This window comes from Modestobacter lacusdianchii, from assembly GCF_054177765.1.
This window is the reverse complement of sequence record NZ_JBJJTJ010000001.1, coordinates 196121-221068: the sequence shown is the minus strand read 5'-3', so window position 1 is coordinate 221068 and position 24948 is coordinate 196121. Positions and strand designations below refer to the sequence as shown.

At 74.9% G+C, this 24948-nt stretch carries 22 protein-coding genes and 1 pseudogene; 13 read left to right on the top strand and 10 right to left on the bottom strand.

What is annotated here, in order from left to right; translation table 11 throughout:
- Positions 1-108: 108 nt before the first annotated feature.
- Both ACJTNH_RS01050 and ACJTNH_RS01045 read left to right on the top strand, forming a co-directional pair.
- The gene (locus tag ACJTNH_RS01050) at positions 109-891 is read left to right on the top strand and encodes a lysophospholipid acyltransferase family protein (protein WP_458172363.1); all 783 of its coding nucleotides are present in this window, start codon (positions 109-111) and stop codon (positions 889-891) included.
- A gap of 54 nt (positions 892-945) precedes the next feature.
- On the top strand, positions 946-1449 hold the full coding sequence (locus ACJTNH_RS01045; RefSeq protein WP_458172361.1) for a polyadenylate-specific 3'-exoribonuclease AS: 504 nt from the start codon (positions 946-948) through the stop codon (positions 1447-1449).
- Between the two features lie 33 nt (positions 1450-1482).
- Here the strand turns inward: ACJTNH_RS01045 and ACJTNH_RS01040 are convergent, their stop codons facing one another.
- Positions 1483-3600: a Cache 3/Cache 2 fusion domain-containing protein gene (locus tag ACJTNH_RS01040; RefSeq protein ID WP_458172360.1), complete on the bottom strand. Its 2118-nt coding sequence runs from the start codon at positions 3598-3600 to the stop codon at positions 1483-1485.
- 182 nt (positions 3601-3782) lie between these two features.
- Here ACJTNH_RS01040 and ACJTNH_RS01035 point away from each other — a divergent pair, with 182 nt between their 5' ends.
- From ACJTNH_RS01035 to ACJTNH_RS01025, 3 genes are all read left to right on the top strand, one after another.
- The gene (locus tag ACJTNH_RS01035) at positions 3783-5120 is read left to right on the top strand and encodes a class II 3-deoxy-7-phosphoheptulonate synthase (RefSeq protein ID WP_458172358.1); all 1338 of its coding nucleotides are present in this window, start codon (positions 3783-3785) and stop codon (positions 5118-5120) included.
- Entirely contained in the window at positions 5120-6175 is a 1056-nt protein-coding gene (locus ACJTNH_RS01030; RefSeq protein ID WP_458172357.1) for a threonine aldolase family protein, read from the top strand. Before ACJTNH_RS01035 ends, ACJTNH_RS01030 begins: the two co-directional genes overlap by 1 nt.
- Positions 6176-6341: 166 nt before the next feature.
- Positions 6342-7769, top strand: coding sequence for a GntP family permease (locus ACJTNH_RS01025; RefSeq protein WP_458172355.1), 1428 nt, complete (start codon positions 6342-6344; stop codon positions 7767-7769).
- A gap of 102 nt (positions 7770-7871) precedes the next feature.
- Here ACJTNH_RS01025 and ACJTNH_RS01020 read toward each other — a convergent pair whose 3' ends face one another.
- The 4 genes from ACJTNH_RS01020 to ACJTNH_RS01005 form a co-directional block, all read right to left on the bottom strand.
- On the bottom strand, positions 7872-9035 hold the full coding sequence (locus ACJTNH_RS01020; protein WP_458172353.1) for a S8 family peptidase: 1164 nt from the start codon (positions 9033-9035) through the stop codon (positions 7872-7874).
- Positions 9036-9186: 151 nt separating this feature from the next.
- A complete protein-coding gene (locus tag ACJTNH_RS01015) occupies positions 9187-10107 on the bottom strand; it encodes a deoxyribonuclease IV (protein WP_458172352.1) in 921 nt (306 codons plus the stop codon).
- Between the two features lie 10 nt (positions 10108-10117).
- Entirely contained in the window at positions 10118-12118 is a 2001-nt protein-coding gene (gene pknB / locus ACJTNH_RS01010) for a Stk1 family PASTA domain-containing Ser/Thr kinase (RefSeq protein ID WP_458172350.1), read from the bottom strand.
- Between the two features lie 238 nt (positions 12119-12356).
- Positions 12357-13499 (bottom strand): alpha-hydroxy acid oxidase, encoded by a 1143-nt coding sequence (locus ACJTNH_RS01005; protein WP_458172349.1) that lies wholly within the window; start codon positions 13497-13499, stop codon positions 12357-12359.
- A 169-nt stretch (positions 13500-13668) separates the two neighbouring features.
- Here ACJTNH_RS01005 and ACJTNH_RS01000 point away from each other — a divergent pair, with 169 nt between their 5' ends.
- The 3 genes and pseudogenes from ACJTNH_RS01000 to ACJTNH_RS00990 form a co-directional block, all read left to right on the top strand.
- Entirely contained in the window at positions 13669-13992 is a 324-nt protein-coding gene (locus ACJTNH_RS01000; protein WP_458172347.1) for an Rv2175c family DNA-binding protein, read from the top strand.
- A gap of 10 nt (positions 13993-14002) precedes the next feature.
- Positions 14003-14347: a lycopene cyclase domain-containing protein gene (locus ACJTNH_RS00995; protein WP_458172346.1), complete on the top strand. Its 345-nt coding sequence runs from the start codon at positions 14003-14005 to the stop codon at positions 14345-14347.
- Positions 14344-14553: pseudogene (locus ACJTNH_RS00990) on the top strand (lycopene cyclase domain-containing protein); the annotation flags it as partial. The gene ACJTNH_RS00995 and the pseudogene ACJTNH_RS00990, both read left to right, overlap by 4 nt.
- Here ACJTNH_RS00990 and ACJTNH_RS00985 read toward each other — a convergent pair.
- Genes ACJTNH_RS00985 through ACJTNH_RS00975 form a run of 3 tightly spaced genes read right to left on the bottom strand, consistent with a single transcriptional unit; the run spans position 14550 to position 18156 of the window.
- Complete coding sequence (locus ACJTNH_RS00985) at positions 14550-15512, bottom strand: phytoene/squalene synthase family protein (protein WP_458172344.1); 963 nt, start codon at positions 15510-15512, stop codon at positions 14550-14552. The pseudogene ACJTNH_RS00990 and the gene ACJTNH_RS00985 sit on opposite strands and share 4 nt — an antisense overlap.
- Positions 15509-17023 carry a phytoene desaturase family protein gene (crtI, locus tag ACJTNH_RS00980; RefSeq protein WP_458172342.1) on the bottom strand — a complete coding sequence of 505 codons (1515 nt, stop codon included), beginning with the start codon at positions 17021-17023 and terminating at the stop codon, positions 15509-15511. The genes ACJTNH_RS00985 and crtI overlap by 4 nt, the downstream gene beginning before the upstream one ends.
- Positions 17020-18156, bottom strand: coding sequence for a polyprenyl synthetase family protein (locus tag ACJTNH_RS00975; RefSeq protein WP_458172340.1), 1137 nt, complete (start codon positions 18154-18156; stop codon positions 17020-17022). The genes crtI and ACJTNH_RS00975 overlap by 4 nt, the downstream gene beginning before the upstream one ends.
- Positions 18157-18246: 90 nt before the next feature.
- Between ACJTNH_RS00975 and metF the strand changes: the two genes are divergently transcribed.
- Positions 18247-19149 (top strand): methylenetetrahydrofolate reductase [NAD(P)H], encoded by a 903-nt coding sequence (gene metF, locus ACJTNH_RS00970; RefSeq protein ID WP_458172339.1) that lies wholly within the window; start codon positions 18247-18249, stop codon positions 19147-19149.
- Between the two features lie 111 nt (positions 19150-19260).
- On the opposite strand, the gene ACJTNH_RS00965 is transcribed toward metF, so the two are convergent.
- Complete coding sequence (locus ACJTNH_RS00965; RefSeq protein ID WP_458172337.1) at positions 19261-19875, bottom strand: hypothetical protein; 615 nt, start codon at positions 19873-19875, stop codon at positions 19261-19263.
- A gap of 102 nt (positions 19876-19977) precedes the next feature.
- Between ACJTNH_RS00965 and ACJTNH_RS00960 the strand changes: the two genes are divergently transcribed.
- The 4 genes from ACJTNH_RS00960 to ACJTNH_RS00945 are packed head-to-tail and all read left to right on the top strand — an operon-like array spanning position 19978 to position 23245.
- On the top strand, positions 19978-20352 hold the full coding sequence (locus ACJTNH_RS00960) for a hypothetical protein (RefSeq protein WP_458172336.1): 375 nt from the start codon (positions 19978-19980) through the stop codon (positions 20350-20352).
- Between the two features lie 45 nt (positions 20353-20397).
- Entirely contained in the window at positions 20398-21504 is a 1107-nt protein-coding gene (locus ACJTNH_RS00955; protein WP_458172334.1) for a sigma-E factor regulatory protein RseB domain-containing protein, read from the top strand.
- On the top strand, positions 21501-22439 hold the full coding sequence (locus ACJTNH_RS00950) for an ATP-binding cassette domain-containing protein (RefSeq protein WP_458172333.1): 939 nt from the start codon (positions 21501-21503) through the stop codon (positions 22437-22439). The genes ACJTNH_RS00955 and ACJTNH_RS00950 overlap by 4 nt, the downstream gene beginning before the upstream one ends.
- Positions 22436-23245: an ABC transporter permease gene (locus tag ACJTNH_RS00945; RefSeq protein ID WP_458172331.1), complete on the top strand. Its 810-nt coding sequence runs from the start codon at positions 22436-22438 to the stop codon at positions 23243-23245. Before ACJTNH_RS00950 ends, ACJTNH_RS00945 begins: the two co-directional genes overlap by 4 nt.
- Before the next feature lie 38 nt (positions 23246-23283).
- On the opposite strand, the gene ACJTNH_RS00940 is transcribed toward ACJTNH_RS00945, so the two are convergent.
- Complete coding sequence (locus ACJTNH_RS00940; RefSeq protein ID WP_458172330.1) at positions 23284-24885, bottom strand: methyl-accepting chemotaxis protein; 1602 nt, start codon at positions 24883-24885, stop codon at positions 23284-23286.
- Positions 24886-24948: the final 63 nt, after the last annotated feature.

The following is a 24948-nucleotide window of genomic DNA, read 5'->3' as shown; positions in this document are numbered from 1 at the left end:
TCGGGTGGTGCGGCCGTGGGACGGGTGGGGCGGGACGGGCGACGGGCGCCGGCCGATTGTCGGAGCGCTGGACGCTTCCCTAGTCTGACAGTCGCTGAGGGAGGCGCGTTGTTCTACTGGTTCCTCAAGTACGTGGCCGTCGGGCCGATCGTCAAGCTCGTGTTCCGGCCTCGTGCGGTGGGCACCGAGCACGTGCCCGCGACGGGTGCGGCGATCATCGCGAGCAACCACCTGTCCGCCTCCGACTGGATCTTCATGCCCCTGTCGCTGCGCCGACGGGTCACCTTCCTGGCCAAGGCCGAGTACTTCACCGGCACCGGGCTCAAGGGTGCGGCGCAGCGGGTGTTCTTCGCCGGCAGCGGGCAGGTGCCGATCGACCGGACGAACGCCTCCGCGGCCGAGGACGCGATCCGCACCGGCATCCGGATCCTGACCCAGGGCAGGCTGCTGGGCATCTACCCGGAGGGCACGCGCTCCCCGGACGGCCGGCTCTTCCGCGGCAAGACCGGCGTGGCCCGGATGACCCTGGAGACCGGCGCCCCGGTCGTGCCGGTGGCGATGGTCTACGAGCCGCGCAGGGTGCCGCTGCCCGGCAGGCTCGGCCGGGTGCTGGGCAAGAACATGGTCCGGGTCGTCGTCCGCTTCGGGGAGCCGCTGGACTTCTCCCGGTACGCCGGGCTGTCGGGCGACCGGTTCGTCGAGCGGTCGATCACCGACGAGATCATGTACGAGATCATGGAGCTCTCGGGCCAGGAGTACGTCGACCTCTACGGCGCCAAGGTGAAGAAGTCGATGGACACCACCGGGGTCAGCGCGCGGGAGGCCGTCGGCCGGCTGCAGCCACCGCCGCACGAGGCCGCCGACCGGCTGCCCAGCTCCCTGGCCGGCTGACCGGGGGCACGCCGCGGGCATGAGCCTCCGGCGGAGGGCGCCTACGGTGTGCCGGTGAGCGTGCGGCGGTACTTCTACGACACCGAGTTCATCGAGGACGGCACCACCATCGACCTGGTGTCGATCGGCGTGGTCGACGAGACCGGCCGGGAGTTCTACGCCGTCAGCACCGAGTTCGACCCGGACAAGGCCATCCCGTGGGTGCGCCGCAACGTGCTCGACCAGCTGCCCTCCCCGGCGGACAGGGCGTGGCGGTCACGGCAGCGGATCCGGGAGGACCTGCTCTCCTTCCTCACCGCACCCGGTGAGGAGATCGAGCTGTGGGCCTGGTTCGCCGCATACGACCACGTCGCCCTGGCGCAGCTGTGGGGCGCGATGCCGGCGCTGCCGCGGCCGATCCCGCGCTTCACCCGGGAGCTGCGCCAGCGCTGGGACGACGCGGGCCGGCCGCCGCTGCCGCCCAAGCCGGCCGGCACGCACGACGCGCTGGTGGACGCCCGCTACAACCTGACCCGCTGGCAGGTCATCCAGGACGCGACAGGGGCCGTCGGCAGCTGATCGCTGCCGACGGCCCCTGGGGGTCGTGCGCTGCTAGACGGTGAAGACGTTGATCAGCCGGGTCAGCTCGCCGGAGAGCTGGTCCAGCTCCCGTGCGGCGGACCGGGCCGAGTCGACGTCGGCCGCGGTGCGGTCGGCGTCGGTGGTGACGTCGTTCATCGTGTCGGTGACCGAGGTGGCGCCGTGGGCGACCGAGCTGACGCTGCGGGACAGCTCGTTGGTGACCGCCGTCTGCTCCTCCACCGCGCTGGCGATGGTGGTCTGGTGGTCGTTCATCTCCCGGATGACGCTGACGATCTGACTGATCGAGGTGACCGCGGCGCTGGTGTCGGCCTGGATGGACTGCACCCGCTGGTGGATCTCCTCGCTGGCCCGCGAGGACTCCTGGGCCAGCTCCTTGACCTCGGTGGCGACGACGGCGAAGCCCTTGCCGGCCTCCCCGGCGCGGGCCGCCTCGATGGTGGCGTTGAGCGCGAGCAGGTTGGTCTGCTCGGCCACCGCGGAGATGACCTTGACGACCTCGCTGATCTCCCGCGAGCTGGTGCCCAGCGCCGCGATCGCGGTCTCGGTGTTGCCGGCCAGCTCGACCGCGCCCTGGCCGACGTGGCTGGCGTCGCTGGCGCTGCGGGCGATCTCCCGGATCGCCGACCCCATCTGCTCGGCACCGGCCGCGGCCGAGGAGACCCCGGAGCTGATGTCCGAGGCCGCCTGGTGGGCGTGCCGGGCCTGGTCCCGGCTGCGGGCGGCCCGGTCGCTGAGCCCGTCGGCCACCCGGGCCACCCCGGAGGCGGAGGCCGCCAGCGACCCGGCGGCGGTGCCGATGTCGCGGATGGTGCCGGCCACCTTGTCGACGAACCGGTTGAAGGCGTTGGCCAGTTCCCCGACCTCGTCCCTGGAGGTGTCGTCGACCCGCTGGGTGAGGTCGCCCCCGCCGTCGGCGATCTCGACCATCCGCTGGCGCAGCCCGTCCAGCGGCGCGGTCAGCCGGCGGCCCAGCCACCAGGCCAGGGTGAAGCCGGCGACCAGCACCAGCAGCGCGGCCACGACCAGGGCGGTGAACATCGAGGACCGGCCCTCGTCCAGCCCGTTGACCGGGCCGGCGGAGTCGCTGTCCTGCGCGTCGACCGCGATCACCCAGTCCCAGGGGGCGTAGTAGGCCACCTGGACGGTGTGCGGGCCGCTGTCGGCGTCCTGGTACCGCACGGTCGCCTGCTCGCCGTCGCCGAGCTCGAGGGCCGCGGTGACGATCTCCTGGACGTAGGCCTTGCCGTCGGCGTCGGTGGTCGCGAGGAGGTCCTCCCCGTCCGAGGCGCCGTCCGGGCTGATCAGCACCTTGCCGGCGCGGTCACCGGTGGCGCCCAGCACCGTGACGCCGCCGTTCTCGCCGACGGCGGTGTTCTGCACGCTCTCCCGCAGGGTCGGCATGCTCTCCTGCTTCACGCCGACGTAGAGCACGCCGATGACCTGCCCGGCGTCGTCGAACAGCGGCTCGTAGGCGGTGACGTACCAGGAGTCGACGACGAACGCCGTCCCCCGGTAGGTCTGGCCGGAGAGGACCGCGGAGATCACCGGGCTGGGGGTGTTGTTCGCGCCGATGGCCGGGATGTACGTGCCGATCGCCCGGGAGCCCGTGGCGCTGACCACGTTGGTGGCGACCCGCAGCATGTCGCCGGCCTCGTTCATCCGCTGGAAGATCGTCGCCGTGCCGCCGACCAGCGACTGGATCTGGTCGATGACGGGAGTGGGGGTGTTCACGTCGGCGTTCTGGCCCAGCCACTGGCCACCGACCTGGACGCGGGGGAGCGCGACCGGCGTGACCTGGCTGGTGACCTGGTTCTTGGCGTCCCAGGTCACGGCGTTGCGGTTGGCCGGCCCCAGGGACAGCCCCCCGGCCTGCTCGAGCACGTAGCCGGCGACCTGCAGGTCGCTGTCGACCTTCGCCGCCACCGACTCGCCCTGGGTGGACACGACGTCGTGGACGCCGTCCGCCGTCTGCTCGACGCTGTGGTCCACCAGGTCCTGGACGTCGGCCTTGGCATCGTCGGCGAACTGTCCGCTCTGCCAGGCGCTCACCCCCAGCATGGCCGCCCCCGTGACGGCGACACTGGCCACCGCCAGCGTCACCACCTTCGTCCTGATTCCCCAGCGCACGTGTGCTCCCCTGGCCTGCGTCCCCAGGCGGGAGAACTCCCGCCCCACGCAGACCATCGGCAGCCGGGCCGATCACCGGTACCGCCGCCGGCGAGCGCGGCAGGACGGCGGGTGGACCGGCCGCCCGGGTCGCGGCCGCGACCGGCGGCGCTGGGGGTCTCCCCGCGCCGTACCCTGGCGGCGTGAGCCTCCCCGAACCTGCCGAGCTGCTCCCGGACCTGGACCGGTGGCGTGGACTCCCCGCCGCCCAGCAGCCGGAGTGGCCCGACCGGGCCGCGCTGGACGCCGTGCTGTCCACCCTCACCACCGTGCCGCCGATCGTCGCGCCGGCCGAGGTCGACACCCTGCGCCAGCAGCTGGCCGACGTGGCCCAGGGGAAGGCGTTCCTGCTGCAGGGCGGCGACTGCGCGGAGACCTTCGACCTCAACACCGAGCCGCACCTGCAGGCGACCACCCGCACGCTGCTGCAGATGGCCGTCGTCCTGACCTACGGGGCCAGCGTCCCGGTGGTCAAGGTCGGGCGGGTCGCCGGCCAGTACGCCAAGCCGCGCAGCTCCAACACCGACGCCCTGGGCCTGCCCAGCTACCGCGGCGACATGGTCAACTCGCTGAACCCGGTGCTGGAGGAGCGCATCCCCGACCCGAACCGGCTGGTGCGGGCCTACGCGAACTCCGCGGCCGCGATGAACATGATCCGGGCCTACGCCCGGGGTGGTCTGGCCGACCTGCACGCGGTGCACGACTGGAACAAGGACTTCGTCGCGAGCTCCCCGGCCGGGGTGCGCTACGAGGTCATCGCCCAGGAGATCGACCGGGCGCTGGCGTTCATGAAGGCCTGCGGCATCGACGACGCGGCGCTGCGCGGGGTGGAGCTGTACAGCAGCCACGAGGCGCTGATCCTGGACTACGAGCGGGCCCTGCTGCGCATGTACGAGGGCCGCCCGTACGCCCTGAGCGCGCACTTCGTGTGGGTGGGGGAGCGCACCCGGCAGATGGACGGCGCGCACATCGAGTTCGTCTCCAAGCTGGCCAACCCGATCGGGGTCAAGATCGGCCCGACCACGACGCCGGAGCAGGCCACCGAGCTGGTCGAGCGGCTGGACCCGGACGGCGTCCCCGGCCGGCTCACGCTGATCAGCCGGATGGGCAACGGCAAGGTCCGCGACGTGCTGCCGGGCATCGTGGAGAAGGTCACCGCCAGCGGTCACCAGGTGGTGTGGCAGTGCGACCCGATGCACGGCAACACCCACGAGTCGCCCAGCGGCTACAAGACCCGGCACTTCGACCGGGTGGTCGACGAGGTGCTGGGCTTCTTCGACGTGCACCGCGGGCTGGGCACCTGGCCCGGTGGCATCCACGTCGAGCTCACCGGTGAGGACGTCACCGAGTGCCTGGGCGGGGCGATGGAGATCAGCGACGACGACCTCAACAGCCGGTACGAGACGGCCTGCGACCCGCGGCTGAACACCGGGCAGTCGCTGGAGCTGGCGTTCCTCGTCACAGAGATGTTGCGCGGCTGATGTACGGCATCGACACCGACGCCCCCGGCTCCTCGGCCGGCGCCGTCGACCTGCGCTCGGACACCCTGACCCGCCCGACGGCGGCGATGCGCGCGGCGATGGCGGAGGCTCCGGTCGGCGACGACGTCTACCGCGAGGACCCGACGGTCAACGCGCTGGAGGAGCGGGTCGCCGAGCTGTTCGGCCACGAGGCCGCGCTGTTCGTGCCCTCGGGGACCATGGGCAACCAGATCGGCCTGCGGCTGGTCTGCGAGCCGGGACAGGAGGTCCTGGGGGACGCCGACGCGCACGTGCTGACCTACGAGATGGGCGCTGCCGCGGCGCTGTTCGGGCTGTCGTCCCGCACGGTGGTGTCCGACGGCGGCCGGCTGTCGGCCGACCAGCTGATCGCCCAGGTGCGCCCGCACGGCGACTGGCACCTCACCGCCACGGCGGCGATCGCCGTGGAGAACACGCACAACCGCGGCGGCGGGCTGGTGCAGCCGCTGGGCGAGCTGGAGCGGCTGTTCGAGTGGTCGCGCACCGCCGGGGTCAACGTGCACCTGGACGGCGCCCGGGTGTTCAACGCCCACGTCGCCAGCGGTGTCCCGCTGTCCACCTACGGCCGGCTGGCCGACACCGCCTCGGTGTGCCTGTCCAAGGGGCTGGGCGCGCCGATCGGCTCGGTGCTGGTCGCCGGCGCCGAGCGGATCGCCGCGGCCCGCCTGTGGCGCAAGCGGCTGGGCGGGGGCATGCGCCAGGTCGGCGTGCTCGCCGCCGCCGGGCTGCACGCCCTGGAGCACCACCTCGAGCGGCTGGCCGAGGACCACGAGCACGCCCGGCTGCTGGCCGAGCGGCTGGGCGTGGACCCGGCGACCGTGGAGACCAACATGGTCGTCCTCGACGACGTGCCGGCCCCGGCGGTGGCCGAGGCGGCGAAGGCCCAGGGCGTGCTCGTCGGGCAGGTGAGCGCCCGCCGGGTCCGGCTGGTCACCCACCTGGACGTCGACCGGGCCGGGGTGGAGCACGCGGCCAAGGTGCTCACCCAGGTGATCGGGGACCTCGCCGGCCGCTGAGGGTCCGCGCCGAGACCGAACCGAGACCGGTGACGATTCGCGCGCTGGTGATCATGACTGAGACAGTGGGGCCCTCGTCCGCAGCCGCGGCCGAGACCGCGTCGCCGTCGACACGAAGAGGTCCCCTGTGCCCGAAGTCGAACCCGCCCTGGGTACCACGCCCCTGTTGCTGATCGCGGTGGCCGCGGTCGCCGTGCTGCTCGTCCTGATCATGAAGTTCAAGGTGCACGCCTTCGTGGCGCTGGTGCTGGTCAGCCTGCTCACCGCGCTGGCGACCCGGATCCCGATCGGCGACGTCATCGACACGATGCTCGCCGGGTTCGGGTCCACCCTGGCCAGCGTCGCGCTGCTGGTCGGGCTGGGCGCGATGATCGGCAAGCTGCTGGAGGTCACCGGCGGCGCCACCTTGCTGGCCGACTCGCTGATCAACCGGTTCGGCGAGAAGCGGGCACCGCTGGCGCTCGGGGTCGCCTCGCTGCTGTTCGGCTTCCCGATCTTCTTCGACGCCGGGTTCGTCGTCTTCCTGCCGATCATCTTCAGCGTCGCCCGCCGGTTCGGTGGTTCGGTGCTGCTCTACGCGCTGCCCTCGGCGGGCGCGTTCGCGGTCATGCACGCGTTCGTGCCGCCGCACCCCGGCCCGGTCGGCGCCGGCGACATCCTGGGCGCCGACATCGGCCTGCTGGTGCTCGTTGGTCTGGTCATCGGCCTGCCCACCTGGTTCATCGCCTGCTACCTGTTCAGCCAGTGGGCCGGCCACCGCTTCCCGGTGTCGATCCCCGCGACCCTGGCCGGCCAGGGGCCCGGCAACGGGGAGGCCCGGGACGACTCCGACGACGACCCGCAGGGCTCCGGCGGTGGTGGGGCCACCGCGACCGGCGGGACGGCGACGGCGACCACCACCCGCACCGGTCCGCCGCGGTTCGGCACCGTGCTGGCCCTGCTGCTCCTGCCGCTGGTGCTGATCCTGCTCAACACCGGCTTCACCACCCTGGCCACGGCCGGCGCGGTCGACGAGGAGGCCGGCTGGCTGGCGTGGGTGACCCTGCTCGGTCAGACGCCGGTGGCGTTGCTCATCACGCTGCTGGTGGCGGCGGCCGTGCTCAGCCGCGAGCGGTTCTCCCGGTCGGAGACCGAGGACCTGCTGAACTCCTCCATCGGGCCGGTGGCGGCGATCATCCTGATCACCGGCGCCGGTGGCATGTTCGGCGGCGTCCTGCGGGCCAGCGGCATCGGCACCGCGCTGGCCGACAGCCTGGAGTCGATCGGCCTGCCGGTCATCGTCGCCGCCTTCGTGATCGCGACCTGCCTGCGCGTCGCCCAGGGCTCGGCGACGGTGGCGCTGCTGACCACCGCCGGCCTGATCGCCCCGGCGGTGGCCGAGAGCGACCTGTCCCGGCTGGACACCGCGCTCGTGGTCATCGCGATCGCCTGTGGTGCCACCGTGCTCTCCCACGTCAACGACTCGGGCTTCTGGCTGGTCGGGCGGTTCCTGGGCATGGACGTGAAGACCACGCTGCGCACCTGGACGGTGATGGAGACGCTGATCGGCGTCGTCGGCTTCGCGATCGCCTGGGCGTTGAGCCTGGTCGTCTGACCCCGGTCGCGGCCGTGGACCACGCGGCGGCGGCCCGCACACGGCCCGGGCCGGGCCGCCCGCACTGCGGACGACCCGGCCCGGGGTGCTGCACCGACCGGCTCAGTAGGCGCTGAACAGCAGGTCGTTGTTCGCCGTCCGGGTGGTGTTCACCCGGTCCTTGGTGGTCGCGGCGGTGATGGCCGCCGACACCGTCGCCGGGGACGCCGACGGGTTGCCCTGCAGGTAGAGCGCTGCGACCCCGGCCACGTGCGGGGTGGCCATCGACGTCCCGCTGATGGTGTTGGTCGCGGTGTTGCCGGTGTACCAGTCGCTGGTGATGCCCACGCCGGGGGCGAACAGGTCGACGCAGGCGCCGTAGTTGCTGAACGAGGCGGGGGCGTCGTTCCGGTCGGTCGCGCCGACGGTCAGCGCCGCGCCCACCCGGGACGGCGAGCCGCCGCAGGCGTCCTGCGGCACGCCCCGGGCGTCGCCGTTGCCGGCGGCCACGGCGTAGGTCACCCCGTCGGCGATGGACCGCTGCACGGCCGCGTCGACGGCGGTGCTGACCCCACCACCCAGGCTCATGTTCGCCACCGCGGGGGCTCCGGCGGTGTGGTGCGCGGTCACCCAGTCGATGCCGGCGATGACGCCGGCGTTGGACCCGCTGCCGGCGCAGTCCAGCACCCGGACGGCGACCAGCCGGGCGCCCTTCGCCACCCCGTGGGTCGTGCCGCCCACCGTGCCGGCGACGTGCGTGCCGTGGCCGTTGCAGTCGTCGGCGCTGCCGCCGTCGATCGCGTCGTACCCGGAGACCGCGCGGCCGCCGAAGTCGGTGTGCGTGAGCCGGATGCCGGTGTCGATGACGTAGGCGGTCACGCCGGCGCCGGTGGCGGTGTAGCTGTAGGAGCCCGACAGCGGCAGCGCCCGCTGGTCGGTGCGGTCCAGCCCCCAGGTGGCGCGGGTCTGGGTCGCCTCCAGTTGCACCGGCGCGTCCCGCTCGACCGCCGCGACGCCGGGCAGGGTGGCCAGCCGGTCGGCCACGTTCGTCGGGAGCTCCACGGCGAAGCCGGTGAGCGCGGAGGTGTAGACGTGCTCGACCTCGCCACCGAGCCGCCGGGCGGCCTGGTCGGCGATGACGGCCGCGGGGGAGCCGGGCACCAGGCTCACGATGTAGGTGTCCAGCGGGGCCGCGGGGGCGGCGGAGGCGGTGCCGGTGGTCGCGCCGAGGCCGGCGACGGTCAGCGCGGCGACGGTGCCGGTGACCAGAGTCCTTCGGATGTGCACGGACGGTTCTCCTCGGGTCCGGTGGAGTCGCACTGTGAGGTGCGACGCAGACACGGAGAGTGAAACCTGGCGGTCTCGGTAGGAGAAGGAAAAGCGGCGTGCAATCGATTGTGTGCGGCGCGTCACGACATCCGGGCGCGTCGCCCGGGGATCAGTTCCGATCCGGCAGGGCCACCCCGTCGCGCAGGGCGCTCAGCAACGCGATGTCCCGGGCGTGGCCGTCGTCGGCGCTGGGGGTCTCCACCACCACCGGCACCCCGGCCATGGCCGGGTGGGTGAGCAGCTCGGCGAACGGGGCCGCCCCGATCGCGCCGGCCCCGATCGTGGTGTGCCGGTCCCGGGTCGAGCCGCAGGGGTCGAGCGAGTCGTTGGCGTGCACCAGGCCCAGCCGGCCCGGCCCGACGGTCGCCGTCAGCGCCTCCAGGGTCGCCGCCATCCCTCCGGGGGTGGCCAGGTCGTGCCCGGCGGCCCAGGCGTGGCAGGTGTCGAGGCAGACCCCGACCGCCGGGTGCTGCTCCAGCGCGGCGAGGTAGGGCCCCAGGTCCTGCACGGTGGCGGCCAGCGACTTGCCGCCACCGGCGGTCGGCTCGATCAGCAGCCGGGGGCCACCCTCGGGCAGTGCCTCCAGCACGGGCAGCAGCCGCTCGTGCAGCTGGGCGAGCGCCGCGTCGTAGCGGTCCTCGCCGACCGCCGAGCCGGCGTGCACCACGACCCCGGCGCAGCCGAGCTGGGCGCCGCGGGCCAGGTTGTGCTCGATGGTCGCGATGGACTGGGCCACGGTCGCCTCGCTCGGTGAGCCCACGTTGACCAGGAAGGGGGTGTGGATGAACGAGGGCACGCCGCGCTCGGCGCAGCCGGCGGTGAAGGCGGCGTCCTGCGCGGGGTCGCCGGCGCTGGGCTTCCAGCCGCGCGGGTTGCCGACGAACACCTGGACGGCGCGGGCGCCGACCGCGTCGGTGTAGGCCAGGCCGCCCTTGGCCAGGCCGCCCTTGATCTGGATGTGCGCCCCGATGGGCGGCGGTGCGGTGGCGGCGGGGTCGGCGGGGAGCAGGGTGGTGCTGGCGGACGTCACGAGGAGGAGGTCACCCGAAGCTGATGAGGATGCGGACGGTGCTGCCCTGGTCGACGACCTCGCCGGCCTTGGGGCTCTGGTTGAACACGCGGTCACCGGCGATGAAGGTCTCGCTCTTCACCTGCAGGCCGGCCGCGGTGAGCAGTGCGGTGGCCTCGTCGGCGGACTTGCCGCGGACGTCGGGGACGGTGACCTGCGGGACGCCGATCGAGACGGTGATGGTGACGTCGCTGCCGTAGGGCTGGGCGCCGTCGCCCGGGCCGGGGCTGACCGCCATGACCGACCCGGTGGACACCTCGGCACTGCGCCCCTCGTCCCGGGAGACGGTGAAGCCCAGCTGCTCGAGGTTGTCCTGCGCGGCGTCGGGGGACTGCCCGACCACGTTCGGGACGTCGACCGGTGCCCGGCCCTGCGAGACGACCGCGATGACCGTCTCGCCCCGCTTGAGCTGCGCGCCGGCGGCGGGCTCGAACCTGATGACGCTGCCGGCCGGCACGTCGTCGTCGAACTCCTCGCTGGCCTGCAGCGCCACCGGCACGTCGACGAGCGCGGCCTGGACGGCCTCCAGCGGCTGGTTGACCAGCCCCGGGTCGACGCTGAAGCGCTCGGGGCCCTTGGAGACGACGAGCTGGACGTCGGAGTTGCGGATGGCCTCGGTGCCGCCGGTGGGGTCGGCGGAGATCACGACGCCGGCGGGCACGTCCTCGCTGAACTGCTCCTCGCCGAACACCGGGTCCAGGCCGGCCTCCTGCAGCATGCCGACGGCGGTGTCCTGGTCCTGGTTGAGCAGGTCGGGGACCTGGGTCCACCGCCCCGAGCCCAGCCACCAGCCGATCGCGCCGATGGTGACCGCGAGCAGCAGCACCAGGGTCAGCGCGAAGCGGGCCCGGCGGCGGCGGATGTGCGGGGGCACGCCGGGGCGCACCGGTGCCGGGCGGGCACCGCCGACGTGCGTGGTCGCACCCGTGCCCGTGCCCGGCAGCACCGTGGTGCCCCGGCCGGACCGCATGCCGCCCAGCACCTCGGTGCGCGGGTCGCCGGCCCGCGGGCCCGGCGAGCTGGGCTGCCGGGGACGCGGCGCGGTGGGCCGGTTCGTCGGCCGCAGCGTGGCCGTGGGGTTGTCGGCCGGGCGCCCGGTGGGCACCGGCACCCGGGCCAGGCCCAGGTCGGCGCGCACGTCGGTGAGCTCGGCGAGGAAGGCGCCGGCGTCCAGCGGGCGGGCCGCCGGGTCGCGCCGGGTGGTGCGGGTGACCAGCTCGTCGACCTGCCAGGGCACCGTGGCGACCTCGGTGGACGGCGCCGGGACGTCGTGGTGCACGTGCTGGTAGGCCACCGCCAGCGGGGTGTCGCCGGCGTAGGGCGGGTGGCCGGTGAGCAGCTCGTAGAGCATCACGCCGGCCGCGTAGACGTCGCTGCGGGCGTCACTGCGGCCGCGCTCGAGCTGCTCGGGCGACAGGTAGGCGACGGTGCCGATCAGCACCCCACCGGTGTGGCTGGTCTGCCCGGTGCCGGCCACGGCGCGGGCGAGGCCGAAGTCGGCCACCTTGACCTGGCCGTCGGTGGAGATCAGCACGTTCTCCGGCTTGACGTCGCGGTGCGCGATGCCGGCCCGGTGGGCCGCGGTCAGCCCGGCCAGCACCGGCTCCAGCACGGCGAACGCCTCGCCGACGGTGAGCCGGCCGCGGGCCTGCAGCAGGTCGCGCAGCGTGCGGCCGCGGACCAGCTCCATGACCAGGTAGACCAGGCCCTGGTCGCTGCCCTGGTCGCTGACCGAGACCACGTTGACGTGGCTGAGCATCGCCGTGGCCCGGGCCTCACGGGTGAACCGGTCGACGAAGGCGGGGTCGTGCGCCAGGTGCTCGGCCATCACCTTGACCGCGACGGTGCGGTGCAGCCGCAGGTCGGTGGCGGCGTAGACGGTGGACATGCCGCCGCGCGCCAGGCGCTCCTCGAGGCGGTAGCGCCCCTCGAGGACGAGGCCGACCACGGGGTCGGTCACGACGGTCTCCACGCCGGCGAGTCTAGGAGCGGATCGGGCCGCGTGGACCCAACGACGCGGACGACGAGGTCACGGTCTGGACACCGGTGATCGGGAGTGACCAGGTGGACGGGTGGGGTCTGCGGGAGTGGTCGCCGGACGTCGGCGGTGGCCAGTGCGGCGGCCGGGGCCGGACGGCGCGCCGCTCCGGTGGCCAGCGCCCCGGGTCCCGGCGTCGCGGAGCCCGGCGCACCGGTGGTCGGCGGTCCGCTCACGACGCCCGGACGACGGTGTCGCGCGGCACCGCCCGCACGTCGTCCAGTCCGCACAGGGCCATGGTGTGCGCCAGCTCCTCGCTCAGCCCGCTGATCACCCGCGCCACGCCGTCGGCGCCACCGGTGGCCAGCCCCCAGGCGGTGGGCCGGCCGAGGAAGACCGCGCGGGCGCCCAGGGCCAGCGCGGTGAGCGCGTCGGACCCGGTGCGCAGCCCGCCGTCGGCGTAGACCTCCACCTCGTCGCCGACCGCGGCCACCACCTCCGGCAGCGCATCGGCGCTGGCGATCGCCGGGTCGGCCTGCCGGCCGCCGTGGGTGGACACCCAGACCGCGGCGGCGCCGGCGGCCACGCACCGTTCGGCGTCGTCGCCCCGCAGCACGCCCTTGACCACCACCGGCAGCCCGGACAGCTCGGCGTACCGGCCGATGTCGGCGAAGGTCCAGGTGGGCGTCTCGGCGGCCGGCAGCGATCGGTCACCGGTCACCGTCGGGTGGTTGGCCAGGGGCAGCCCGGCCGGCAGTGCGAAGTCGTGCCGCAGGTCGCGGTGCCGGCGGCCCAGCACCGGCAGGTCGACGGTGAGCACCAGGGCGCGGTAGCCGGCCTGCCCGGCCCGTCGCGCGAGGTCGTCGGTGTGCGCGGGGGAGTGCAGCCGGTAGAGCTGGAACCAGCGTGGCCCGGCCGGGGTGGCGGTGGCGACGTCGGCCAGTGCGGTGTTCGCGCTCGTCGAGACGGTCATCAGCGCGCCGGCGGCAGCCGCGCCGCGGGCGGTGCCGAGCTCACCGTCGGGGTGGGCCATCGCCTGGTAGGCCCAGGGAGCGACCCCGATCGGGGTGGCCACCTCGGTGCCGAGCAGCGTGGTGCCCAGCTGCACCGCGGCCACGCCGCGCAGCACGTGCGGGCGCAGCCGCCAGCGCCGCCAGGCGGCGGGTGCCTCGGCCAGTGTCGTCTCGGTGCCGGCCCCGCCCGCGTAGTAGTCGAAGACGTCGGCGGGCAGCACCTGCCGGGCCCGGGCCTCCAGGGCGTCCAGGTCGAGGAACGGCGGCTCGCGGCCCGGGTCGTCGGGGGTCGCCGTCTCGCCGGCCGCGCGCTGCGGCTGGCTGAGCCGGGGGCCGTGCGCCGGGCCGTCGCTGCGCGCCATGGCCGCAGCCTAGGGAACCCCCGGCCCGGCGCGCGGGGACCGCCGGGTCAGCCGAGGTCGGCCGAGAGCCAGTGCTCGGGCCGCAGGTGCACGACCAGGTGGAGGGGTACGACGGTCCGCCGGGCTTCCCCGGGCGGGACGGCGCCGGGGACCGACCTAGGCTGGCGGCGTGGACACGCTCACCCCTGCGGAGGTCGCCGAGCAGCTCGGCGTCTCGACGAACAAGGTCCGTCAGCTGATCTCCGAGCGGAAGCTGCTCGCCGTGCCCGGGAGCGGCAACAGCAGGATCCCGGCCGACTTCCTGCAGGACGGCGCGGTGCTCAAGCACCTGCCGGGTCTGCTGACCGTCCTGCACGACGGCCGGTTCACCGACGAGGAGGCCTTCGAGTGGCTCTTCCGCGCCGACGACTCGCTGCCGGGCACCCCCGTCCAGGCCCTGCGCGACGACCGGCACACCGAGGTCACCCGCCGGGCCCAGGCCCTGGCGCTGTAGTCGCCGGCCGATGGGGCACCTGACCTACCTCGCGCTGCTGGTCGGCTGCCTCGTGGTGACCGCCCCGCTGGAGCTGCTGCTCCACGTCCGGGTCTACGCGCGCTGGCGCCGGGTGCTGCTGGCGGTGCTGCCGGAGTTCACCGTGTTCGTGGTCTGGGTGCTCTACGCCATCGCCCAGGGCCACTGGGACTACAGCGACCGGTACACCCTCGGCGTCCGGCTGCCCGGCGGCATCCCGGTCGAGGAGGTGCTGTTCTTCCTCGTCGTCCCGCTGGCCTCGGTGATGTCGCTGGAGGCGGTGCGCCGGGTGACCGGCTGGGACGCCGGCTACCCGGCCGAGGAGGCAGACGCGTGAGCTACTCGGCCCTGGCCGTCACCGCGGTCGTCGTGGTGCTGGTGCTCGACCTGGCGGTCTACCGCACCCGGATGGTCACCCGGCGGGCCTACTGGACCGCCTACGCGATCATCGTCTTCTTCCAGCTGCTGATGAACGGCGTGCTCACCGGCCTCGGCGTGGTCACCTACGACCCCGGCACCATCTGGGGCCCGCGGGTCGCCTACGCCCCGGTCGAGGACCTGCTCTTCGGCTGGGCCATGGTCACCCTGACCCTGGCCAGCTGGGCGGCGGTCAACCGGCGGGCGAACACCGCCAGGCGGCGCGGCTTCGACACCGACACCCGGCGGTCGAGCACCCGGTAGTCGGCCCGCTCGATCTCGGTCAGGATGCCGCCGTACAGGTCGGTCGCGGCCCGGACGCAGTCGCGCGACTCGGGCGCCAGCATCGGGGTGCCGGGAGCGGCGTCGTCGTACCGGCGCCGGACGACCTCGACCATCTCCCGCATCAGCTGCCGGAACCGGTCGTCGAACCGCTTGGCCGCCAGCTGCTCCCGGGTGACCCCGTGCGCGGCCATCAGGTCGGCGGGCAGGTAGACCCGGCCGCGGTCGACGTCCTCGCCGACGTCGCGCAGGAAGTTGGTCAGCTGGAACGCCTCGCCCAGCGCGATCGCGTGCGGCGCCGCCTCCTCCCGGACCACCCCGGGCGCGGTGCCCAGCACCGGCAGCACCTGCAGGCCGATGACCGACGCCGAGCCCCACATGTAGCGGTCCAGGGCGGCGAGGTCGGCGTAGCCGCTGACGTCCAGGTCACTGGTCATCGCGGCCAGGAAGTCGACCAGGTGCTCCAGCGGGATGTCGTAGCGGCGGTAGGTGTGCACCAGCGCCAGCCGCACCGGGTCGTCGGACCAGCCGGCCTCGACCTCCTCCAGCGCTGCCTTCGACCAGGCCAGCAGCTCGCCCTCGGGGTCGCGGCCGGGCAGGTCGGCGCCGACGTCGACGATGTCGTCGGCCACCCGGGCGGCGGCGTACAGCGCGTGCACGGCCGGCCGGCGGTCGGGGGTGAGCAGCCGGGTGGCCAGGAAGTAGGACTTGCCGTGCTCGGCGGCGATCCCGCGGCACACCGCGTAGGCGGCGTCCAGCCGGGCCTGCTGCTCCGTCCGGTCGGTCGGCGGGACGGCGGTCACGCCTGCACCCCGGTGATCCGCTCGGCGGCCAGCCGGCCGCTGATCACGACCATCGGGACGCCGACGCCCGGCTGCACCGACGAGCCGGCCAGCACCACGTTCTCCGGGCCGCTGCGCGGCAGCGTGGACGGCCGGAACGGCCCCGTCTGGCCGAAGGTGTGCGCCAGGGCGAACGGCGTGCCGGCGGCCATGCCCTGCGCCGCCCAGTCCAGCGGGGTGAGCAGCTCCTCGACCTCGATGGCCTCGCCCACCCCGGTCCAGCCGCGGGCCTCCAGGGTGGCCAGCAGCTCCTCCCGGTAGCGGGGGGCCAGCGCCGGCCAGTCGATCCGGGCGTTGCCGCCGCTGCGCGGGTCGAGGTTCGGCGTCGGGGCGACCACGCTGAGCACCTGGCCGCCGTCGGGCGCCAGCGAGCGGTCGGTCACCGACGGCATCGAGATCAGCAGGCTCGGGTCGCTCATCGGCCGACCCTCGCGGGTCAGTTCGTCGAACACCTGCTGCCAGGCGTGGCCGAAGCTGATCGTGTGGTGCGCCTGCCCGGGCAGCTCCGCCCGCACGCCGAGGTGCATCGCCACGCAGGACGGCGAGTAGACCGGGCGCCGCGGGCCGCGCACGCCCGGCACCAGCAGGTGCGGCGCGTCGGCGGTGACGACGACGGCGTCGGCGGGCAGCCGGTCGCCACCGGCCAGCCGCACCCCGGTCACCCGGCCGCCGGACAGGTCCAGCTCGGCGACGTCGGTGTCGTAGCGGAACTCCACCCCGGCGTCGGCGGCGGCGGCGGCCATCGCGCGGGGGACCGCCCCGATCCCGCCCTGCGGGTGCCAGACGCCGGCGCCGATGTCCAGCTGCGCGATGACCGCGTAGGCGGCGATCGCCCGGAACGGGGAGACCCCGGCGTAGAGCGCCTGGAAGCTGAACAGCCGGCGCAGCCGGTCGTCGGTGAACGCCGCGTCGACGTGCCGGGACAGCCGGCGGAAGCCACCACGGCGGACCAGGGTGAGCAGCTCGGGGCCCAGCAGGTCCAGTGGGGAGTCCAGGTTGCGGTCGATGAAGGTGCGCAGCTGCAGCCGGTACAGCTCGGCGAGGTCGTCGAGGTAGCGCAGCAGCGCGGCGGCCTCACCCGGCCCGCACACCCGCTCCACCTCGGCGGCGAACGCGGCCCGGTCGGCGTGCACGTCCAGGTGCGAGCCGTCGGCGAACTGGGCCCGGTAGGTGGTCTCGAGCGGGGTGAGGGTGAGCCGGTCGGCCATCCGCTCACCGACGGCGGCGAAGGTCTCCTCGACCAGCTCCGGCGCGGTGAACACCGACGGGCCGGTGTCGAGCGTGTACCCGGCCCGGCCGACCACGCCGGCCCGCCCGCCGGGGCCGGGGCAGCGGTCGACGACGGTGACCTCGCGTCCGGCGCCGCGCAGCCGCAGCGCGGCGGACAGCCCGGCCAGGCCGGCGCCGACCACCACGACCCGGTCGGTGCGCCCGGGGACGGTGCGCAGCGGGCGGTTCAGCAGCGGGCTCACGCGGCGCGGCTGGTGGCGGCGACGGCGAGGGCGTCCAGCGCACGGCAGGCGTCGGCGGCCAGCGGTGCGTCGGCGATGGCGCGGCGGGCCGCCCGGGTCTGCGCGGCGATCCGTTCCTCCACCCGGTCCAGCGCCCCGGTGCGGGTCATCAGCGAGCGCACCTCGTCCAGCTGGTCGCCGTCGGCGTCGGAGTTGCCCAGCGCCCCGGCGAGCAGGGCGCGCCCGTCGCCGTCCGCGGCCTCCTCGGTGAGGGCCACCAGCAGCGTGCGCTTGCCCTCGCGCAGGTCGTCGTCGGCGGACTTGCCGGTCACCGCCGGGTCGCCGAACACGCCCAGCACGTCGTCCCGCAGCTGGAACGCCTCACCCAGCGGCAGTCCGATCGCGGTGCAGACCTCGAGCGCGTCGGGGCCGGCGGCGGCCAGCGAGGCGCCCAGCTGCAGCGGCCGCTGCACGGTGTAGCCGGCGCTCTTGTAGCGGGCCACGGCGAGGGCACCGGCCGGCCCCGGCAGCCCGCCGGCGGCACGGAGCAGGTCCAGGTACTGCCCGGCGGTGACCTCGGTGCGCATGGTGTCCCAGACCGGGCGGGCTCGGGCCAGGGCGGCGGGGGAGATGCCGGAGCGGCGCAGCAGCTCGTCGGACCAGACCAGCGCCAGGTCGCCGACCAGGATCGCGGCGCCCACGCCGAAGGTGGCCGGGTCGCCGTCCAGGGAGTCGCCGTCGTGCCGGTCGGCGAAGCCGACGTGGGTGGCCGCCCGGCCGCGCCGGGTCAGCGCGGCGTCCATCACGTCGTCGTGCACCAGGGCGCTGCTGTGCACCAGCTCCAGCGCGGCCACGGCGCGCAGCACCGCCTCGTCGGGCTCGGCGGCCGGGTCGGTGGCGTCGACGAAGGCCCGCCACCCCCAGTAGGCGAAGGCCGGGCGCAGCCGCTTGCCCCCACCGGCGACCGCGGCCACCTCGTCGGCCACCGGCACGAGCTCGGCGGCCATGGTGGCCAGCGTCTCCCGCTGCTCGGTGAGGAAGGACCGCAGCGCCGTCTCGACCGCACCCCGCAGACGGCCGAGATCGGCCGCCTCGAGGACCGGGGCGAGGAGGCCGTCGGCGGAGGAGTCGCGCTGCTGCGTCCCTGCTGTCACACGGCGAGTATTGCCCAACTCGGCGGTGCGCGACTCCGGCCCGGTGCGGTGGCCCCGGAGCGAGGGGCCGTCCACGTACCCTCGCCAGTCATGACCGGCACCGTGCGCGAGCTGCTGCAGTCCGAGCAGCCCACCTGGTCCTTCGAGTTCTTCCCCCCGCGCGACGCCGCGGCCGAGGTCCAGCTCTGGACGGCGCTGCGCCAGCTGGAGCAGTTGCGGCCCTCGTTCGTCTCGGTCACCTACGGGGCGGGCGGGTCGACCCGTGAGGGCACCGTGTCGGTGACCGAGCGCATCGCCACCGACACCACCATGCTGCCGATGGCGCACCTGACCGCGGTCGACCACAGCATCGCCGAGCTCCGCCACGTGGTCAGCCGGCTGGCCGACGCCGGGGTCCGCAACCTGCTGGCGCTGCGCGGCGACCCGCCGGGTGCCGACCCGCAGGCCGAGTGGGCGGCGCACCCCGCGGGGCTGCGGTACGCCGCGGAGCTGGTCGAGCTGATCAAGAGCATGGGCGACTTCTCGGTCGGGGTCGCCGCCTTCCCGGAGAAGCACCCGCGGTCGGCCGACCTCGACAGCGACACCGACATGTTCGTGGCCAAGTGCCGCGCCGGCGCCGACTTCGCCATCACGCAGATGTTCTTCCGGGTCGAGGACTACCTGCGGCTGCGTGACCGGGTGACGGCGCGCGGCTGCGACGTCCCGGTCGTCGCCGGGGTGATGCCGGTGACCAACGCCCGGCAGATCACCCGGATCGTGCAGCTGTCCGGGCAGGCGTTCCCGACCGAGCTGGCCGACCGGTTCACCGAGCTGGACGGCGACACCCCCGAGCACAAGCGGGCGGTGCGCGCCTACGGGGTGGAGGTGGCCACCGAGATGTGCCGGCGGCTGCTGGCCGAGGGCGTGCCGGGCATCCACTTCATCACCATGAACCGCTCGACCGCCACGCGTGAGGTGTGGTCGAACCTGGCCGGGGCCGACCTGGTCGGCTGACCTCCGGGCGGCTGGCCGCCCCGGGCCGGGTGATGTGCACTCGCGGCGGCGGCCCGCCGCGGGCGCACAGCGCTCCGGCTCTTCAGCGGGCCGGGGCCGGTGCGGGCCTGGTCAGCCGAGCAGCTCCTCGGCCTCCTGGGCGGCCCGGCGCAGGCCCTCCCGTTCGGCGGCGTAGCCACCGACCACGCCGACGACCGGCAGCTGGGCCAGGGCGCGGTGCCGCAGCTTGCCCTTCGGGCGGGCGTCGAGGGCGTCGTCCACCCGGCTGAGCAGCCGGGCGGCCCGCCAGATGTTGCGGGCGACACCGGTCACCCCGGAGCGGTCCGCGCCCAGCGCCTCGTCCCGGTAGACGCCGCGGCTGCGCGCCAGCAGCGGGGTCACCCGGTCGGCGGGCAGCTCGCGGTCGAGCAGCACCCGGGCCAGCAGCGACACCCGCTCGGCCGGCTCCTCGACGCCGTGCGCGCGGGCGACCCCGAGCACGACCAGCGCCTGGACGGCGGAGCCCACGGTGTTCTGCAGCGGCAGCAGGTCGGCGACCTTGCCGGCGAACCGCGGGGCCGCGGACACCCCGGCGGCGACCCGGCTGACCTGCTCGGCCCACCAGGCGGCGCGCTGGGCGGGCGGCAGCTGGGGCGGGCGGCCCAGCCGCTGCACCAGCGGGCCCAGCCCGGCGTCCACCCGGCGCAGCACGTCGACGACCACGGCGTCACTGATCGGGGCGGCCATGGCGTCCGACCGTAGGTGCCGCGGCCTGGCTCCGCAGGCCCAGCCCCACGGACCGGCACGTCGGCGCGGTTGCCGGGGCGGCCGGGCCGCTACCGTGCCGCCGTGATCATCGGGGCCGCCGTCGTGGCCGTCGTCCTGCTGGCCGCGCTCGCCGTGCTGCAGGCCCTGCTGGCCGCCGGCCGCCCGTACGGGCAGCTGGCCTGGGGCGGGCAGCACCGCGTGCTGCCGCGCCGGCTGCGCATCGGCAGAGCGGTGTCGATCGCGCTGTACGCCGTCATCGGCTGGGTGCTGGTCGCCGCGGCGGTCGAGGCGCCCACGGCCGGGCGTGCGCTCGAGGTGGGCGTCTGGGTGCTCACTGGGTACTTCGTGCTGGGCGTGCTGGTGAACGCCGCGTCGCGCAGCCGGCCCGAACGCGCGGTGATGACCCCGGTCTGCCTCGTGCTGGCCGGCTGCAGCCTGGTCGTCGCGCTGGCCTGACCGCGCTCGGCCACCCGGGTGGCGAGGCCGTCGTACGGTGGCCGGGTGGCTCGACGGCGGACCGGAGCAGCCCGCCGCTGGGCACTGGTGGCGGGCCTGGTCGCCGTGCTGCTCGCGCTGCCCCCGGTGATCGGCGCGCTGCCCGCCTCCGACGCCGGCACGCCCGCGGCCGACCTGCGCCGGGCGGTGCTGGCCTCCACCGACGTCCCGTTCGCCGGGTACGCGCAGTCCGCCGGTGGGCTGGACCTGCCGGTGGGCGACCAGCTCACCTCGGCGGCCGACCTGTTCAGCGACCGGACGACGATGCGCGCCTGGTACCGCGGCCCGGCCGACTGGCGGGTGGACGTCGTCGCACCGACCGGCGAGACCGGCGTGCACGCCGACCCCGGCGGCACCTGGACCTGGACCTGGGAGCGGGCGGTCGCCGTCCGGACGGCGCCGAGCCCCCTGGCGCTGCCCACCGCGCCGGACCTGCTGCCCAGCGCGCTGGGTCGCCGGCTGCTGTCCGAGGCCACCGACGCCGAGCTGACCCGGGTCGGCGCCGACCGGGTCGCCGGGCGGGATGCGCTGGGCGTGCGGGTGCGGCCGGCCGACGCGGCGTCGTCGGTGGCCCGGGTGGACGTCTGGGTGGACGAGGCCAGCGGGGTGCCGCTGCGGGTGCAGGTCTTCGGCGATGCCGACGGCCAGCCGGCGCTGGACACCGGCTTCCTGGAGTTCGAGCCGACCACCCCGCCGGCGGAGGTCACCGCCTTCGACCCGCCGGCCGAGGCCGAGCTGCGCGAGGGGCAGGACCCCCAGCTGCTGCAGTCCGCCGTCCGCGCCGCGGAGGACGGCCGCCGGGTGCGGCTGCCGGCGGCGCTGGCCGGGCTGGACCGTCGCACCATCGAGGGGGCGCCGCGTTCGGTGGGGCTGTACGGGCGCGGCGTGACCCTGCTCGCGGTCAGCCCGCTGCCCGGCCGGGCCGCCGACGGCCTGCGCGACGCGCTGGTCCGGGCGCCGGGCGTGGTCGTCGACGACCTGGGCGTGCGGATCTCCGCCGGTCCGCTGGGCCTGATGCTGGTGGACGGCGAGGACGGCCCGGTGCTGCTCACCGGCACCGTCGACCTGGACGCCCTCGCCGCCGCGGCCACCGAGCTGGTGCCGGCGTGGTGAGCGAGGCGGTGATCCAGACCGCCGGGCTGGTCAAGCGGTACGGGCAGCTGCGCGCGGTCGACGGCATCGACCTGGACGTGCGGGCCGGTGACGTCTACGGCTTCCTCGGTGCGAACGGCTCGGGCAAGACGACGACGGTGCGGATGCTGCTCGGCCTGGTGTTGCCCACCCGCGGCGAGGTGCGGCTGCTGGGCGAGCCGATGCCCCGCGCCGCCCGCCGGGTGCTGCCCCGGGTCGGCGCGCTGATCGAGGGCCCGGCGCACTACGGGCACCTCTCCGGCCGCGCGAACCTCGCGCTGCTGGACGCCGCCGGGCCGGGCGGCTCCCGTCGCACCCGGACGGCGCGCATCGACACGGTGCTGGAGCAGGTCGGCCTGGCCGGGGTCGGGCGCAAGCCGGTGAAGGCCTACTCGCTGGGCATGCGCCAGCGGCTGGGCCTGGGGGCCGCGCTGCTGCGCCGTCCGGAGCTGCTGGTGCTCGACGAGCCGACCAACGGGCTGGACCCGCAGGGCATCCACGAGATCCGCGACCTGCTGCTGGAGCTGCACCGCGGCGGGACGACGGTGTTCCTCTCCAGCCACCTGCTGGCCGAGGTCGAGCAGCTGTGCACCCGGGTCGGGGTGCTCGACCGCGGGCGGCTGGTGCTGCAGGACCAGCTGGCCACCCTCACCGCGCCCACCGGCGCGACGGTCGTGCAGACCCCCGACCCCGGCCGGGTGCGCGCCGCCCTCGACGGCCGGGTGCTGCGCACCGACGGCGACCGGGCCGTGGTGCGCGGCGCCGACCCGGCGGAGGTCAACGCCGCGCTGGTCGCCGCCGGCGTGCCGGTGACCGGCCTGTCGCTGGAGCGCCCGACCCTGGAGGAGGTGGTGCTGGCCGCGGCGAGCACCAGCGCCGACCGGGTGGACGCCCCGGGGGAGCGGTCGCGCCGGTGATCGCCGTCGAGCTGCGCAAGCTGTTCCGCCGTCCCCGCACCTGGGTGACGATCGGGCTGCTCAACGGGCTGCCGGTGCTGGTCGCCGTGCTGCTCGCGCTCACCGACCTGGCGCCGCGGCCGGGCGAGGGGCCGGTGTTCCTCTCCGCGGTGCTGACCAACGGCACGCTCTACCCGCTGGCCGCGCTGGCCATCGTGCTGCCGCTGTTCCTGCCGATCGCGGTCTCCGTCGTCGCCGGGGAGGCGGTCGCCGGGGAGGCGCAGGCCGGCACGCTGCGCTACCTGCTGGCCCGCCCGGCCGGGCGCACCCGGCTGCTGGTCGCCAAGCTCGTCGCGGTCATCGCCTTCGTGCTGGTCACCGTGGTGGTGGTGGCGGCGGTGGGCTACCTGACCGGGCAGCTGCTGTTCGACGTCCAGCCGATCGGTGGGACGGCGCTGTCGGGCACCACGCTGACCAGCCAGGAGATCGCCGGGCGCACGCTGCTGGCGATCGGCTACGTCACCGTCTCGATGCTCGGGGTGGCCGCGTTCGCGCTGTTCTTCTCCACCCTCACCGACTCCCCGCTGGGGGCCACGCTCGGCGCGCTGGCGGTGCTGATCGCCTCGTCGTTGCTGTTCACCCTGGACGCGGCGTCGGCGTTCGCGCCCTACCTGCCCACCCGCTACTGGCTGGCCTTCGTCGACCTGTTCCGCGACCCGATCCTGTGGCGCGACGTCGTCCGCGGGGTGGCGCTGCAAGCGGTCTACGTCGTGGTGCTGGTCGGCGCGGCGTGGGCGAACTTCACCACCAAGGACGTCACGAGCTGAGCCACTGGGCCGAGGCGTCGTCGGCTCGGCCCTGATGGTCAGAAGGTGAAGCGGTGGACGCCGGCGCGCAGGTCGGTGGCCATCCGGGCCAGCTCGTCCACGGCCGCCCGGGTCTGGCCCAGCGCCTCGGTGGTCGAGGACGCCGCCGTGGAGACCCCGGTGATGTTGCCGGCGATCTCCGCCGCCCCGCCGGCGGCCTCCTGCACCGAGCGCGACATCTCGGCCGTCGTCGCGGTCTGCTCCTCGACCGCGCTGGCGATGGTCGACTGGAAGTCGTTGATCGAGGTGATCACCGAGCTGATCCGGCCGATCGCGGCGACCGCCCCCGCCGCGTCGCCCTGGATCGTCTCCACCCGGCGAGCGATGTCCTCGGTGGCCCGGGCGGTCTCCATCGCGAGCTCCTTGACCTCGGTCGCGACGACGGCGAAGCCCTTGCCCGCCTCGCCGGCCCGGGCGGCCTCGATGGTCGCGTTCAGCGCCAGCAGGTTGGTCTGCTCGGCGATGGAGGTGATGGTCTTGACCACCGCGCCGATCTCCTGGCTCGAGGTGCCCAGGGCCTCGATCGTCCCGGTGGTCGCCCGGGCCTCGGCCACGGCGCTGGCGGCGACCCGGGCCGCCTCGGTGGCGTTGGAGCTGATCTCCCGGATGCTGGCGCCCATCTGCTCGGCGCCGGCCGCCACGGTCTCGACGCTGCGGGAGACCTCACCGGCCGAGGTTGACACGACGCCGGACTGGGCGGCCGTCTCCTCGGCGGCGGCGGAGATCTGGGCGGCCGAGGCGCTGAGCTCCTCCGACGAGGCGGCGACGGCGTCGGCCGACCCGCTCACCGCCGACAGCACGGCCCGCAGCTCCACCAGGGCGCCGTCCAGGGCGGCGCCGGTCTGGCCGACCTCGTCGCGGGAGGTGACGTCGGCGGTCCGGGTCAGGTCCCCGGCGGCCAGGGCCTGGGCGGTGGCCTGCACCCGGCGCAGGCCGCGGGTGATGGCCCGGGCGACGAGGACGCCGGCGGCGAGCGCGGCCAGCGCACCGAGGACGACGACTGCGGCCAGCACCGTGCGGGTCTGCTCGTACTCCTCGGTCGCGGCGGCTGCGGTGGCGGCGGCATTGGTGGCCCGCTGCTCGGCGAGCTCGTTGATCTGCCCGATGATCTCGGTGGCGATGGGGGTGACCGTCGACTCGCGGGCGGCGGACCAGGCGGCGAGGTCGCCGGCGTCGGCGAGCGCGTCGAGCCCGACCATCGCGGCCTGGTACTCGGTGATGCCGTCCAGCACACCCTCGATCAGGGCGCGGCCGGACTCCGACGGTCGGGTGGCGAGGTAGCTGTCGGCCGCGGCGGCGAGACCGGCGTAGGCGTCCTGCCGGACCTGCAGGTACGTCGCCCGGTCGGCCGCGGTGGTGGCCACCGCGTAGTTCGTGCCGGCCAGCCGGACGGCGAAGAAGTCCGAGCGCACCGCCTCGACCTGCGCGGTGCCGACGACCTCCTTCTCGTACATCCCGGTCGTCGCGTCTGCGGTGTGGCCCAGGCTGCGCAGGCCGAGCAGTCCGACCAGGACGGCGACGAGCACGGCCGTGCCGACCGCGGCGACGATCTTGGTGGTGATGCCCCAGCGCGGGCGGGACGGGGTGGTGGTGCCGGGCACGGGATGCCTCCGAGGCTGTGATCACGAGCGGCGCCGTCCTGGCGCCTCGCACTGGGTAATGAC